Source organism: Rhodococcoides fascians A25f (genome assembly GCF_000760935.2).
In the GTDB taxonomy this organism is placed as follows: Bacteria; Actinomycetota; Actinomycetes; order Mycobacteriales; family Mycobacteriaceae; genus Rhodococcoides.
The window spans coordinates 4980173-4994822 of the sequence record NZ_CP049744.1 but is presented as its reverse complement, the minus strand read 5'-3'; the positions used below and the strand labels follow the sequence as shown (position 1 = coordinate 4994822).

The 14650-nt window shown below is 65.6% G+C and carries 11 protein-coding genes; 3 read left to right on the top strand and 8 right to left on the bottom strand.

Translation table 11 applies throughout. The features are described from left to right. The first annotated feature begins 46 nt into the window (after window positions 1–46). On the top strand, window positions 47–751 hold the full coding sequence (locus BH93_RS23380) for an SOS response-associated peptidase (protein WP_032376197.1): 705 nt from the start codon (window positions 47–49) through the stop codon (window positions 749–751). Between the two features lie 7 nt (window positions 752–758). On the opposite strand, the gene BH93_RS23375 is transcribed toward BH93_RS23380, so the two are convergent. After that, window positions 759–986: a DUF3263 domain-containing protein gene (locus BH93_RS23375; RefSeq protein ID WP_032405525.1), complete on the bottom strand. Its 228-nt coding sequence runs from the start codon at window positions 984–986 to the stop codon at window positions 759–761. A gap of 101 nt (window positions 987–1087) precedes the next feature. Here BH93_RS23375 and BH93_RS23370 point away from each other — a divergent pair, with 101 nt between their 5' ends. Next, window positions 1088–3001, top strand: coding sequence for a prolyl oligopeptidase family serine peptidase (locus BH93_RS23370; RefSeq protein ID WP_037173392.1), 1914 nt, complete (start codon window positions 1088–1090; stop codon window positions 2999–3001). Here the strand turns inward: BH93_RS23370 and BH93_RS23365 are convergent. From BH93_RS23365 to BH93_RS23355, 3 genes are all read right to left on the bottom strand, one after another. Beyond that, entirely contained in the window at window positions 2994–3263 is a 270-nt protein-coding gene (locus BH93_RS23365) for a hypothetical protein (RefSeq protein ID WP_141215907.1), read from the bottom strand. The two genes, BH93_RS23370 and BH93_RS23365, sit on opposite strands and share 8 nt — an antisense overlap. A 162-nt stretch (window positions 3264–3425) precedes the next feature. Then, on the bottom strand, window positions 3426–4346 hold the full coding sequence (locus BH93_RS23360) for a hypothetical protein (protein ID WP_037172856.1): 921 nt from the start codon (window positions 4344–4346) through the stop codon (window positions 3426–3428). Between the two features lie 200 nt (window positions 4347–4546). Further along, on the bottom strand, window positions 4547–7990 hold the full coding sequence (locus BH93_RS23355; protein WP_037172855.1) for a (Fe-S)-binding protein: 3444 nt from the start codon (window positions 7988–7990) through the stop codon (window positions 4547–4549). Between the two features lie 592 nt (window positions 7991–8582). Between BH93_RS23355 and BH93_RS23350 the strand changes: the two genes are divergently transcribed. Further along, entirely contained in the window at window positions 8583–9245 is a 663-nt protein-coding gene (locus BH93_RS23350; RefSeq protein WP_037172853.1) for a hypothetical protein, read from the top strand. A 65-nt stretch (window positions 9246–9310) separates the two neighbouring features. On the opposite strand, the gene BH93_RS23345 is transcribed toward BH93_RS23350, so the two are convergent. The 4 genes from BH93_RS23345 to BH93_RS23330 all read right to left on the bottom strand — a co-directional run bounded on the left by BH93_RS23345 (window position 9311) and on the right by BH93_RS23330 (window position 14649). Beyond that, window positions 9311–10438, bottom strand: a complete 1128-nt coding sequence (locus BH93_RS23345; protein ID WP_037172852.1) for a S1 family peptidase — start codon at window positions 10436–10438, stop codon at window positions 9311–9313. 78 nt (window positions 10439–10516) lie between these two features. After that, window positions 10517–11815 carry a S1 family peptidase gene (locus BH93_RS23340; protein WP_032405530.1) on the bottom strand — a complete coding sequence of 433 codons (1299 nt, stop codon included), beginning with the start codon at window positions 11813–11815 and terminating at the stop codon, window positions 10517–10519. A gap of 75 nt (window positions 11816–11890) precedes the next feature. After that, the gene (locus BH93_RS23335; protein WP_037172851.1) at window positions 11891–13531 is read right to left on the bottom strand and encodes an Hsp70 family protein; all 1641 of its coding nucleotides are present in this window, start codon (window positions 13529–13531) and stop codon (window positions 11891–11893) included. Next, complete coding sequence (locus BH93_RS23330) at window positions 13528–14649, bottom strand: hypothetical protein (protein ID WP_052064970.1); 1122 nt, start codon at window positions 14647–14649, stop codon at window positions 13528–13530. Before BH93_RS23330 ends, BH93_RS23335 begins: the two co-directional genes overlap by 4 nt. Between the last annotated feature and the right edge of the window lies 1 nt (window position 14650).

Below are 14650 nucleotides of genomic sequence, written 5' to 3'. Positions count from 1 at the left end.
AGGTTGTTTCGGCCGGCTTGTCGGTGGCGAGTGGAACAATCGACTCATGTGCGGACGGTATGCCAGTACCCGGAGTGACACCGACCTCCAGGCGGTGTTCGACATCGCCGAAACAGTGGGCGAGGAGGTGCCGCCGTCGTACAACGTTGCCCCGACGCAGACGGTGCGGACCGTGCTCGAACGCGCGCCCAAGGACGAACCGGAGTCCGACGCCGTGCGGCAATTGCGTTCGGTGCGTTGGGGCCTGATCCCCTCGTGGGCGAAGGACGCGAAAATCGGTTCCCGGCTGATCAACGCCAGGTCGGAGACCATCACCGAGAAGCCGTCGTTCAAGAAGGCCGCGAGCCGTCGACGCTGCATCGTGCCTGCAGACGGGTACTACGAGTGGGAGAAGCGCGACGGGGGGAAAGTGCCGTACTTCCTGCATACGGAAGGCGTGCTCGCGATGGCAGGCTTGTACGAATTGTGGCGAGACCCCACCAAGGCAGACGACGACGAAAACCGCTGGGTCTGGTCGGTCACGGTCCTCACCTCGCCGGCAGCCGATGCGCTCGGCCACATCCACGATCGCTCGCCGGTCGTGCTCCCGCCGGATCTCCGCGCGAGCTGGCTCGATCCCACCGTGACCGACCTGGGGGCGGTACAGGACATGTTGGCGGCAATCCCAGAACCCCGGCTCGCGCCCTACGAGGTGAGTACCGCGGTGAACAGCGTGAAGAACAACAGCCCGGAACTGTTGACGCCGGTGTGACGGTGGCTCAGGTGAGTCTCGTTCGGCAGATGTCGAGGATCGCCGCCCGCTCGTCGGGGGACAGATCCTCGGCCACCGGCGAATCGAGAATACGACGCAGCCGCTGGAAGTAGGTGCGCCCGTCGACACCGAATGCGACGTAGATGTCCTCGTCGCTGCCGCCGCCGTATCCCTGCCAGGTTCGGCCGAAAGTCAGAATCTCGTGGTCCACCGATTGGGTAGTGGTCCGGCGCATGGTGTTCCCCCTACTGCTGCTTGTCCTCCATCATCCGGGTCACTGTTGAAGGGCCGGTGAACAACGCGTTACGGCCACGTCAGTTCACTAGGGTGGAGCTCGTGACTGCACTCGCCTTCGGATCCTGGCCTTCGCCCATCACTGCAGCAGACCTGTCGTCCGCGGGCCATCCCGTCGAGGGCGGTCGCTACGTCGGCGACGAGATCTGGTGGTCGGAATTGCGACCTGCCGAGCAAGGTCGGACGGCGATCTGTCGCCACGTGGACGGAGAAGTGCAGCCGATTGTGCCCGCACCCTTCAACGCCCGCACCCGAGTCCACGAATACGGCGGCGGGGCATGGGCTGCGACGGCAGACGGCGACCTGGTGTTCGCCGAGTTCTCCGATCAACGCGTCTATCGCCTCACCCCCGGCGGGTCACCCGTGCCGCTGACTCCGAAACCGGCTGTGGCGTCGAGCATCCGGTACGCCGAATTGTCGGTGGTCGGTAACGACGTCATTGCCGTCCGCGAGATGCACGACGCCGGTGCGGTATCGCGAGACATCGTGGCGATCGACCTGAGCGGCGGCGGGGTGCGCTCGTTGGTGGCGGGCTCGGACTTCCTTGCGTTCCCGCGCTTGTCGCCCGACGGCACCCGCATCGCCTGGATAGCGTGGAACCATCCGCAAATGCCATGGGACGGAACGGAACTGCGCGTGGCTTCGCTGGCCGATCCGTCGTCCTGGACGGTGCTGCTGGGTTCGACCGAGGAATCGGTGATGCAGCCGGAGTGGATCGACGACGAACGGTTGTACGTCATCAGCGACCGAAGTGGTTGGTGGAACCTGTATTCGGTCACGCTCGACGGTTCGGTGGCCCCGCTACTGACGCTCGACGCCGACTTCGGGGCCCCGCTGTGGCGACTCGGATCGAGTTGGTACGAGGTGCTGGGCGACGGAAAGCTGCTGACCGTGCGGACCGTCGGTACCGATACCCTCGCCGTGCTCGACCCTGCATCCGGCACTCTGGACGACATCGCGCTCGAGGGTGTGACGTCGGTCGGTCTCGGTGGGCGCCATGGATCGACCGTGTTGATCAAGGGCGGTGGCGCGCAAGTGGCGAGCGGGCTGTACGCACTCGATCTCGGAACCCGTGAACTCACGGCTGTGCGTTCGGGTTTCGAGTCCGTCCCCGACGCTGCGTATCTGCCGGAGGGGCGTCAGGTGACGTTCCATGGACCGAATCGTGAGGTGCACGCCATCGCCTATGCGCCGCGCAACCCGTCCTACGACGGGCTCGACGGCGAACTCCCGCCGTACGTCGCGTTCGTCCACGGCGGCCCGACGGCACACGTGGCACCCGCACTGAACCCGCTGTTCGCGTACTTCACCAGCCGCGGCATCGGCGTCGTCGACGTGAACTACGGTGGGTCGAGCGGGTACGGCCGCGAATACCGCAACCGACTACGTGGACAGTGGGGCGTCGTCGACGTGGAAGACACCATCGCCGCCGTGCAGGGGCTCGCCGACAGCGGCCTCGCCGACCCGCGCCGGTTGGCCATCGAAGGTGGCTCCGCAGGTGGTTGGACGGTATTGGCGGCACTGACGTCTTCGGATGTATTCGCCTGCGGGGCTTCGTACTTCGGTGTCGCCGAGCTCGAGTTGTTCGTCGCCGAGACCCACGACTTCGAATCTCGCTACATCGACGGCCTGATCGGACCCTTGCCCGAGGCCATCGACCTGTACCGAACCCGTGCACCGGTCAACAACGTCGACGGACTCTCGTGCCCGGTGCTGTTGTTGCAAGGACTGGACGATCCGATCGTGCCGCCGTCACAGGCCGAGCGATTCCGAGACGCCATGGTGCAGAAAGGAATTCCGCACGCCTACCTGGCCTATGCGGGCGAGTCGCACGGATTCCGCAAACTCGACACTCAGGTGAACGCACGAGAGTCCGAACTGTCCTTCTACGGCCAGGTCATGGGATTCACGCCGCCCGGAATCTCCGAGCTGGAGCTGTGGCGTCCGCCTAGCTGAGGGGCGGGTGTGCGCGCTTCGCCTCGAGAAACTCGAGCAGCGCGCTGGGGATGGCGCAGTACTTGCTGTTGCCCACGGACAACTTGCTACCTGCCTCGAACGCTGCCTTCGACGGGCCGTCGTTCTCGAGGATCAGTGCGCAGAGTCGCTCGTCGGTGCGGCCCGATTCGCAACACTTCTCGACGTGAGCTCGGTCGTCGGGGGTCAACGCTGCCCACCACGCGTCGTAGCGTCGCCAGAGCTTGTCCGCGTCGTCGGTCATGCCTGCTCCTACTTGTCGGGTATGCCGTGCGTTTCCGACCATACTCACGGTGCCCGATTCGTCCACGTCGCGGGGGGTACGACACGAACTTCACACCGCATTTGCTGGGTGCGCGCCCCTGCTCCGACGTGAGCGGGGGCGCGCAGTCGGTAGAAGAGGCGCTCACTTACGGTTTCGGGCGCGCTCGGCAGCGTCGAGAATCATCCGATCGATCAGTTCGGGACGGTCGAGGTCTGCCCAGGCGATTCGCACTACCTGACGGCCGGTTGCACGAATGCGATCCTCGCGACGCTTCTCTTCCCACACCACGTCCGCCGCGGACTTTCCCTCCGGCACATAGCGTCCGTACTTCACCTTGCCGTCGAATTCGAGAACGGTCTCGATCTCGGGCAGGTCGAAGTCCACGCGCCCGACGAAGCCACGGGGATCTGTGATCGGTACCTGCAGTTGGGGGGTGTGACCCAGGTGATGCAGCAACACCCGGGTACGCGATTCACCCACACTCTCGGACCGGCCGTCCATGAATCGCGCAACCTTGTGGGCCATCCGATTCCCGGGATGGTTCGGGCATGAATCCAGCACTGCAACAATCTGTTCCACGGTCACGCCTGCGGTTCGCGCGGCTACATCCGCAATGCACACCGCCGTCTCGAACGGAAGAGTGCGAGCGCAATCGGCGACGGTTCGCGCGAGCCCCGTTACCCGCACACCGTCGAAGGTCGTGACTTCCTCGTCCGTGTAAGGAGACGTGTGCAGACTTCTGACGGCGCTGCTGCGCCCACCGCCACGGGCGCGATTGCGGGTGATGTGCACTCGGCTCAGATCGGCATTCCATACGTCGAGACCGTGAAAGACGGCCGCGCTCACATGACTGACGACTGCGTCGGGTGAGGTGGCCGCGTCGAACACAGCCTCCGCGATGACGCGGTGCTTTTCTTCAGTTGTGAGCGAGTCGAACTGTGTCCTGCTGACGAACCGCCCGGGTCGCAGTCGACGCCAGACTCGCGTTCGGCAGTACCGCTGCAATTCGGCGTCGGAGGTGCCGCGGGCGAGAGCGTCGGATCGCGAGACGATGCGGGTCATGCAGGAATGCTCTCCAGCGCAATCGCTTTGGACAAGCCCCCTGTGCCCGATTGTGGATAACTCGGTGCCTGTGGATAACGGTGCCGGTTTACAGCGTGGCCGGTGTACAGCGTGGCCGGGGACCTCACACCCCTACTGACGACTGCGCGCCCCTGCTCTGAGGTGAGCGGGGGCGCGCAGTCGGTAAAAAGGGTGTGAGGTTACTTCCGGCGGCCCGGAACCTTGGCTCCTGGAGCGAATCCGAGTCCACCGGCCTTCGGCTTGGGCGGAGTCCGATCATCCGAACCGCCGGACGCCGCATCGGCCGCAGTGTCCGACGCTTCTGCCTTCGGTGCTTCTGTCTTCGGTGCCACGGCCGCTGGTGCCTCGGTTTCCGGTGCGTCAACGGCCGGTGCTTCGGTGGCCGGTGCCTCGGCCGCTGGTGCCTCGGTTTCCGGTGCGTCAACGGCCGGTGCTTCGGTGGCCGGTGCGTCGGCCACAGGTGCCTCGGGTTCCGGAGTCGGCTCGGCCTTCTCCGGCTCTGCGTTCTTCGGCTCAGCGGGTGCAGCTGCTGCCCCACCCGGTGTCCGTGCGCCTGGCTTCTTGAATCCGGACTTCACGGCCAGACCCTTGGGCTGGACGGTCGGCTTGGATTCTGCTGCAGCGGAATTCGTTGCAGCAGGCTCTGCGGCGGCGGGTGCTTCCGAGGTCGCGGCCTCAGCAGCTGGTGCCTCGGAAGCAGATACCTCAGCAGCAGGTGCCTCGGCAGCCGGAGCTTTCGCCGCAGGGGCACTCGCGGTCTTGGCTCCCGGCTTCTTGAATCCGGACTTCACGGCCAGGCCCTTCGGCTGGACGGTCGGCTTGGATTCGCTTGCCGCAGCACCGGATTCCGCGGATTCACCCGAGGTCTCCGGGGCCGCTGCAGCCGCCGGTGCAGCTTCGGCGGGCTTGCCCGGTGCCTTGGCTCCCGGCTTCTTGAATCCCGATTTCACGGCCAGACCCTTGGGCTTGACGGTGGGGGTCGACTCGGAAGCCTCGGCTGTGGCGGGTGCGTCGGACGCAGCGGGAGCATCGGCAGGTGCAGCTGCAGGTGCCGACGCCTTCGCGCCGGGAGCCTTGCCCTTCATCTGCAGACCCTTGCCACCGGGTGCCTTGCCTCCGGCCATTCCGAGACCCTTCGGCTTCGGAGCAGCGTCGGCGGGAGCAGCCCCTTCGGCGTCAGGCTCGGCGGTGTCGGTCTTGGCAGCCGAACCGGGTGCCTTCGCCCCTGGTGCCTTGGCCAGACCCTTCATCTTCAGACCGCCGCCGGCCTTCGGAGCGGGCGCGGCCGGAGCGGACTTCGCTTCCGCAGGCTCCTCGACGGGTGCGATGCGCTCGGCCTCTTCGACCTCGGCTGCGTTCTCGGTGTCCAGCTCCTCCTGAGGGGTGCGCTCGCGGGGGATTACCTTGATGTTCTCGGCCAACACCGAGGACTCGACGCGGGTGATCGACTCGAGCATCAGCTGCGCGACATCGACAACCTCGACGCCTTCGTGCGCGCCGCCTTCCTGCCGGGCAGTGACACCGTCGGTGAGCATCACACGGCAGAACGGGCAACCTGTGGCGATCTTCTTCGGGTTGGTCGCGAGTGCCTCGTCGACCCGGTCGATGTTGATGCGCTTGCCGATGTTCTCTTCCATCCACATGCGAGCGCCACCGGCACCACAGCACATGGACCGCTCACCGTGACGCGGCATCTCCTTGAGGTTGGAGCCCGACGCGGCCATGAGCTCACGCGGGGCGTCGTAGACCTTGTTGTGACGGCCGAGGTAGCACGGATCGTGATACGTGATGTCCTGGCTGACCGAGGCCACCGGGATCAGCTTCTTCTGGCGCACGAGGCGGTTGAGCAGCTGCGTGTGGTGCACCACGTCGTAGTCGCCGCCGACCTGCGGGTACTCGTTGCCGAGTGCGTTGAAGCAGTGGGCGCAGGTGACGACGATCTTGCGCTTGGTCTGCTCGACGCCGTCGAACACATTGTTCAGCGTCTCGATGTTCTGCATCGCGAGCTGCTGGAACAGGAACTCGTTGCCCGCACGGCGAGCGGAGTCGCCGGTGCAGGTCTCATCGGCACCGAGCACCATGAACTTCACGCCTGCGGTGGCGAGCAGCTCGGCAACGGCCTTGGTGGTCTTCTTCGCGCGGTCCTCGTAGGCACCGGCGCAGCCGACCCAGAAGAGGTACTCGTAGTCCTGGAACGAATCGGCGTCCTGGCCGAAGACCGGGATGTCGAAGTCCATCTCGTTGATCCAGTTGAGGCGGTCCTTGGAGTTCTGGCCCCACGGGTTGCCCTTGTTCTCGAGGTTCTTGAACAGACCTGCGAGCTCGGACGGGAACTCGGATTCGATGAGCACCTGGTAGCGGCGCATGTCGATGATGTGGTCGACGTGCTCGATATCCACCGGGCACTGCTCGACGCAGGCACCACAGGTGGTGCAGCTCCACAGCACCTCGGGGTCGATGATGCCGCCCTCGATGGCGTCGGCGACGAGCTTGCGATCGGCCTCGTCCCGGGCGGCCTGCGGGATGGCGTCGAGCTTGGCCTGATCGACGTTGCCCTCGGAGTCGACGAGTCCGACCTCGTCACCGGCCATGTCCTTCTTGCCGCCGGCCAGCAGGTACGGGGCCTTGGCGTGGCTGTGGTCGCGTAGCGACATGATCAGCAGCTTGGGGGAGAGGGGCTTGCCGGTGTTCCACGCGGGGCACTGCGACTGACAGCGGCCGCACTCGGTGCACGTGGTGAAGTCGAGCCAGCCCTTCCAGCTGAAGTCCTCGATCTTGCCTGCGCCGAACGCGTCGACGTCGGGATCGGCCTCTTCCATTTCCAGGACCTTGCCGCCGGACATCATCGGCTTGGCCGGTCCGAGGGCGACGGTGCCGTCGTCCATGCGCTTGAAGTAGATGTTCGGGAACGCGGTGAAGCGGTGCCACGCGACGCCCCAGTTGATGCGGGTGCCCACGATGTAGAGCCAGATCATGCCGGACATCAATTTGATCAGGGCGAAGATCGAGACCATGTTGGAGTTGGCCGGCAGCAGCTCGGCGAGGCGCATCGTGAAGAAGTCGGTGTACGGGTTCGAGTGTCCGTAGGTGGCGATCTTGCCCGCCTTGACGAACACCATGCCCAGGCCCTCGATGAGCACGACGGCCTCGACGAAGTAGGCGGCCTTGAACCCGGAGCCGGCGAAGCGCGACTGACGCTCGGGCTTCCGCGGGTGGTTGAGCTGGCGAATGATGATCAGCGTGGTGATGCCGATAACCGTGCCGAGCCCGAGAATCTCGTCCATCAGGTGGTAGATCGCGGTGTCACCGACGATGGGCCAGTGGAACTCGGGGTTGAACGTCTGTCCGTAGGCCTCGAACCAGAACACGGACCCGACCATGAAGCCGATCATCACCAGCCAGTGCGCCCAGCCGACGGTACGGAACTTGACCATCTTGGTGTGGGCGGCGAACTCGATGATCATCTGCTTGAAGCGGGGGACGATCGGTCGCCAACGGTCGGGTGCCGGCTGACCCAGCCTCACGATGTTGAACATGCGCAGGGCCCCGCGGATGAAGGCGAACCAACACACGAGGCTGAGCAGAGCACCGACTGTGCCCAACGTGATCGTCAGGGCGTTCATGTCGTGGCCTTTCGCTGTAGGTGGCAGCTGGGACAGCTACCGCTGGTTCAACCCGTCGATCAGGATGACGGTCTAAGTTACTCGCCAGTAGCTTTTAGAACTGTACTGATGGGTAACTTAGCATCGTTCTGGCAAGCGACGCTGGTGGGCGTCGAAATGAGGCCATCCGACGGGCGGGCTGAACTCGTCAGTAGGTTGTCTCGTAGGTCACGTTATGCGTAGGCCTCTCAGGTGCTGTCTAGAAGGCAGTCCTAACCTGCCCGTTGCGTTGCCGAATCGTCGCCACGGTGGGCCCGATTCCGTGTGGGAGCCGGTGTCTCTCTCCGGGCTGTATTCGACCGATCGAACGACATTTTTCGCGACATGATGAGGCCCCACGGCCCCGTGTGCACCGGAAACTGAAAATGTTTGTGACAGTTGGTAACTGATAGGTGTCGGAGTAGTTGCAAAAGGACAACGAACGGTACGATTCGTGCGCTACACTTCGGTCGCACCAAAAGTCGCAAAAGGGTCATCGGGGTGACTTTGCGTTTGACGGTTGCCTAGCGGTACTGCCAAGCACTCCATGCACAGAAACGGAACAGAACTCCACATGAAACTCAGCAAACTGGTCGTCACTTCGGCCCTCGTAGCAGCGGCTATGGGTCTGGCCAGCGGAACCGCTTACGCACAGCCCGATTCCAGTTCGACGACCCCCGACACGAACTACTCCGTCGAGCTCGAAGACCGCACCATCGTCACCACCATCGATGCGGGCGTCTTCAAGGTTGCCGACGACGGAAAGACGGTCGACGTCCTCGATGCCGCCGACAAGATCCTCGTGACGCTCCCGCTCTCGTTCAACCTGGGTGGACTGAACTTCCCGTACGAGCAGAACGTCGATGACAACGGCAAGACCCTGCGCCTGATCCCGAACCTCGACTTCACCAAGGCTTCGGCGAACTCGCGCAGCATCGGTGCCACGACCGTCGCATCGCCCGAGGAGAACCTCGCGGCTCAGCAGAACTTCGCTTCGCAGCTCGGAATCGCGACCGCGGTCGGCGGCTTGACCGGTACTGCTATCGGTGTGGGTGTCGGCTTCTTGGCTGGTCTTCCACTGGCGGGTGTCGGCGGGGTTGTGACTATTCCGATCGCCGCAACCGTCGGGGGAATCATCGGCACCATCGTCGCCGGCGGCCCGACTCTCGTCGTCGCGGGCATCGACTTGATCAACACGCTGAATGCGGCACCCGGCACCACGGTGTACGCCAAGTAAGAAACGTTCCACACAAGAACCCGCATCCTCGTCGAGGGTGCGGGTTTCTTGTGCGCTGCGTACGGCTACGACGTGCGAACCGTCAGACCGGGGTTCTCGGCCAACACATCGTTGATGGGGGTGGCGAACAGCTCGGGTCGCTGGCCCTGCAGCATGCTGAACACCATCGCGATTTCGCAGGACGGTTGATCGCCCACGTTCGATGCGCTGGCGATGCCGACGGCGAGGGTGCCGCTGACGATCGGTCCACCGCTGTCGCCGCGGAGGGCGCAGATGGAGGTGGAGAAGCTACGGTCCATGGCGGCCTCACCCATGGCGACGCTGCGGCCCGTGGACAGGATTGTGCCGCAACTGAATCCGGTTCTGGAACCGGACTTGCAGACCGGTGCACCCACGATGGGGTTCACCGTTCCGGTGACGTGCAGCGGTCCCGAGCCGGGCACTCGCACCGCATTGCTCTCGAATTCTCCGACGTTGGCGTCGTCGATGTCGATCAAGGCGTAATCGTTGTGCGACTGGCTGGTTCGGTAGAACGAGCCGAACTTCGATCCGACGAGGCTCCCGTACATCGGATACGCGCCGGTCGACGCTGCGGAACCGGTGTCGGCTGCGCCCGGATCGCAATGGCCCGCAGTGATGTTGACCGAACCACGCGTCGGGTCGACGGCATTGAATCCGAGTGAGCAACGCAGACCGAGGCCGGCCGGGGTGCCCGCGAGGAAGCTGTCTCCGCCGAGATAGGAACTGGCGCGAATCGGACCGGCAGTGGGCGCGAGGTCGAAGGGAAGCAACTCCAGCAGCGGGTCGACGGCGTCGCGCACTCCCTGCGGGATCTCTATCCCGGGCGCGACCGTTACGAATCCGTTGGCCGATGCGGCGTCGGTCACCTCGGCGTAGGTGGGGCCGTCCGCGACCGCGACGACAGGCCGACCGTCCGCATCGAGCCAAGTACCCGTGACAGCCTCGGAACCGACGGCGGAAGCGAACTCCGCCAACCGGCGAGCCGCGTCGGCTCGGTCGAGGAACTGTTGCGGATTCAGCGCAAGATCACGGGCGACGGCGTCGGCCAACTCGGGCGGCAGCACCTGATCTGCGTTCACCATGGGCGCTGCAGTGGCGACAGGAGCAGACACCGCCATCGTGATCAGGCACGACACTGCAACCATCGACAACCCCAGCGCACGGCGACGCATCGAAACCCCTCCCCCAAGGCATCCGCGATGTGATGCCGTTCACGACTATAGGGGGTGCGCAGCTGTCGACGTACCGGCTTACTCGGTTCGCAGGGTGGATTCGGTTGCGTCGACGACCTGATCGATGGGAATGCCCAGGCTCGCGGTGCCGCCGTACTGCGCCAACGCCAGGTTCGCCTCGTTGCAATCGGGCGCGCCACCGCTGTTGGATCCGCTGGTGATTCCGAGCGCGAGTGTTCCCGTCACGATGGCACCGCCACTGTCGCCCGCCAGAGTGCACGCGGTACTGGCGAATCCACGAACCGTGCGGGAGGTGCCGTCCTCCATGTAGAGCTGTGTCTCGACGCGGTCGGCGGCAACAACGCCACACGTGAACGACGAGGACTGACCGGACTTGCAGACCGGCGCTCCGATCACGGGTGCTGCGGTTCCGGTGATCGTGACGGTGCTGCCGTTGGCTCCGCGGACGGTGGGACGGTCGAGGCCGGACGCAATGCCGCTGTCGTTCAGGGCGATCACCGACCAGTCGAGGCCGTCCTGTGCGCCCAGGCTCGACCGATCGAACGACCCGATCTGGGTGCTGCGCGCAATGTCCGCCGGGTCGGGAAGGTACACCGGTGCACCGCCGGCTCCGGTGGCCTTGTTCGGATTGCAGTGTCCCGCAGTCAAGTTGACGGCTTCGCCGGACTTGTCGACGGCGTTGAATCCGAACGAACAGATGCTGATGTCGGTGGTCGGAGCGTCCGCGATGGGCCCGGTGCTGGTGACATAGGTGTCGCCGCCCATGGGAGTCGGGTCGACCGGCTTGTTTCCGCCGGGGGAGAGGATGACCTTGATGTTGGCCAGCAGAGTCGGCAGGTTGAGCGCGCTACCGATCGGGCTGTTCACCAGGTCGATGACCACCTGGTTGTCGATGAAGTCGATGGCCGTTCCGTTGATCTGCTCGGAGATCTCACGGGGGAGGCCGGCGATCCAGCCGTTGAGGTCTGCGAGCGATTTCTCCAGCCCGTCCGCCGACACGGGTGACTGAGCAGTGGCATATCCGTCCTTGGCCACTGCCTGTGCTGCGGCAGGGGAGGTGACGGCGACTACGGCGTTGCCGTCGGGTCCGATCCATGCGCCGGCGAAATCGGCGGGGCGGCTGGCACGGAAGTCCGATGCGTAGGCGGACAGTTCCTGCGCACGAGCGGCTCGATCGAGATACTCCTGCGGAGAGATCTTCAGATCGCGCTGCACGGCCTCGACAAGCTCTGCGGGAAGCCGATCGGCGGGAGATTGGACGACGGGCTCGGCGGCCGCTGTTCCGGAGAACGAAGCGAACAGTAGGAAAGCCGTCGAGCACAGCACTGCAGCACGCAGAGCCCCGGTGTTACGCATGAAATCCCTTCATCGGGTGCTTGGTATCAGCGCCCCACCCTAGGGCATCAGTCGCTGAACCAGTGTTTGCGCAGGTCAGGGCTGAGCTGCCGTCGTCGTTGTGGTTGTCGTCGTGGTGGTGGTAGCTGTCGTTGTGGTCGTCGCGGCCGGGGTGGTCGTCACCGGGGTCGTGGTCGGCACCGGGACTGTGGTGGCGACCACGGGCGGGGGCGTGGGGATCGGTGCCGGCGGCGGCGCAGGCTGCGGTGTGGGTTGGGGCGGGGTGTACGGCTCGTACGTCGGTTCGTCGACCTCCTCCGGCACGACGACGGCTGGAGCGGGAGTGACGGTAGTGGTCGACGGCGTGCGGGTCGAGGTGACGACCGGCGAGCCCGCGTCGGTGACGGCCGGGGGCGTCGGAGCCGGCGAACTGCCGAACACGCCGCTGACTGCCGCGATCGCCAGCACGATCACCACGCCCGCCGCAGCACCGGCAATGACGGTGGTGATGGTGCGCGAGCGTTCGCTGCGTTCCTTCTTGGCCTCGGTCGACGCGACAGCCGGGGCAAGAACAGCCGGCACGTCACCGGTGTTCGACGCGTTCTCCTCGGCCGGTTCGACCGGGTGGGACCGGAACTCCGAGGGCTCGAACATCGGTGCCACCGCCGGCAGGGCCTCGGAGAATGCGAGGGACTTCTCCAGCGGGACAACAGGAATGGCGTCGGTGTCGAGCGAATCGGTGCCGTCGTTGCGGGTGACGATCGGCGCGGCACCGGTGACGAGAGAATTGCCGTCGACATCGTCGACCTCGGCCAGCAGCAGTGCGCCTCGGGGCGCTGCGAGTGGCTCGACAACCAGCCGGCCCGACGTCCGTTCGGCAATCTCCGCCGCCACCGACTCCAGTTCGGCGCTGCCTCCGGTGAGCACCACGGTGCCGGTCTGCGGCACGTCGAGGGTGCGGACCGAAGGCGCGACCAGGTTTGCGAACTCGGCTCGCGTCACGGTCGTGGTCTGCGACAGGCCCGGCAGATCGACCGAGATGGTGGCCTGCTCGTCCGTGCTGAGCGCATGTTTGGCTGCCTCGCAGGAGGCAACGACGCCGGTGAGGGCGGCCAGGACTGCGGCGTCGGACAGATCGATGTGTTCGCGATCGGTCACCACGTGATCGAACAGTGCGTCGGTGAACACGTCTCCGCTGACGGCAGTGGTGCGAACCGTTCCGCCTCCGGGATACGTCGAGACATCGGTGCCGGTGGCACCGATGTCGATCACCGTGGCGGCCGTGCCGGGGTTGCGCTGCGCGAAGGTGCTGGCGGCCTTCGCGTCGGGCACCAGTGCGATTGCGGTGAGGCCGGCGTGATCGAGGGCATCACGCAGCAGCGCAACGCTCTCGCGCGGCCATCGCGTCGGGTACGTCATGGTCGTGACGGGTGCGTCGGCCGACTCGGTTGCCGAAGACATCATGGTGACGAGGCAATTGGCCGCGTTGGCCATCAAGTCCTCGGCGCGGTACGCGGCGGCGTCGGGTTCGAGGTCCTCCTGCTGACCGACCAGGTCCACGAACCGGGTGAAGGGCGCTGTGTCGGCGGGTTCGCCGAGATGGGCGCGACCGTCCTCGTCGAATCTCAGAGTTGTCGGTACTACGACGACCGTCGGCTCGTCGTCGGCGCGGACGCGGTGGACCGCCACCGACCTGGTGTTGCCGACGGTGATTCCGAGATGCCCCGCACCGCTCATCGAGTTCCCTCTGTCGCTGCGTCACGTGCCTGCTCGGTCACGGTTTGTGGTTCGGTCGAATCCGGTTCGGTCGTCTCGCCGGTGTCGTCGCCCGGTCCCTCGACCGGGACCTCCGGTTCGGGTTCGACCGGATCGACGGTCTCACGCGGTTCTTCGGGGTCTCTGGTCTCGGGCGCTTCGAGCGCCGGGCGGGTGTCGATCTCGGTCGGGTCCGGCTTGCTTCGAGGGTTCTCGGAGGTTTCGGCCGGGCGCGTGTCTTCGGTAGTTTCCAGCGGAAGAGGTGCGACCGGGGCAATCTCGGCGGCCGGCTCCACGACGACGGTGGGGAAATCGATCGGGCCACCGGCTCCGGCCCCGGACGACGTCGTCGGCGGTATCAGCTGGGCGTTGCCGATGGTGGGCACCGTCGTGTCGGTGGAGGTCCCCAGTTGCAGCGCGATCAGGGACGCGCCGACGATCAACGCCGAGGCGAACGCCGCCGCCGCGAACAGAGGGCGACGGTCGGATCGTGTGGGTGACAGCACCGCGATCCGTTCGGTGACGGCGTCGACGGGGAATTCCGAGGCCAGAATCGCAGCACCGCGCGCTGCGGCGACGGCTGTGTCCCTGCTCTCGAGGGTCGCTCGTACCGATGCATTCCACGCAGCGAGCGCCTCCGCTTCGGCCACCAGCGACACGTGCGCGAGGCCGTGCGCATTCATCGCCGAACGCAACGCGAAGACCTGATCGGCCGTCCAGCGGGCCGGGTAGGTGGCGGCCGCGGCGAGGTCGCCGGGTTGCAGATCGATCGACGACGCCACCTCGGTGAGCAGGCACAACAGGGCCATCGACGTCAGCTGCTCGGCCGGGAAGACGGTGCCCTTGCTGCCGGTGACGCCGACGCCGTCGGCAAGAGAGCCGAGGAAGTGCGTGTACGCCTCCGACTTCTCGTCGGGTGCGTCTCCGAGCGAGACGGTGCCGTCGGGATAAGTGTTGAGCACGGTCGAGTGCAGCGACGCCAGGTGCAGCGACGGGCCGGGCGCAATGGGATGCGACACCGCGGCGACGGCGCGTTCGTCGTCCAGATAGAGGCCGACGTCCGGCGTGCCGATCCTCACACTGCCGGGCTGCTCGGTCATG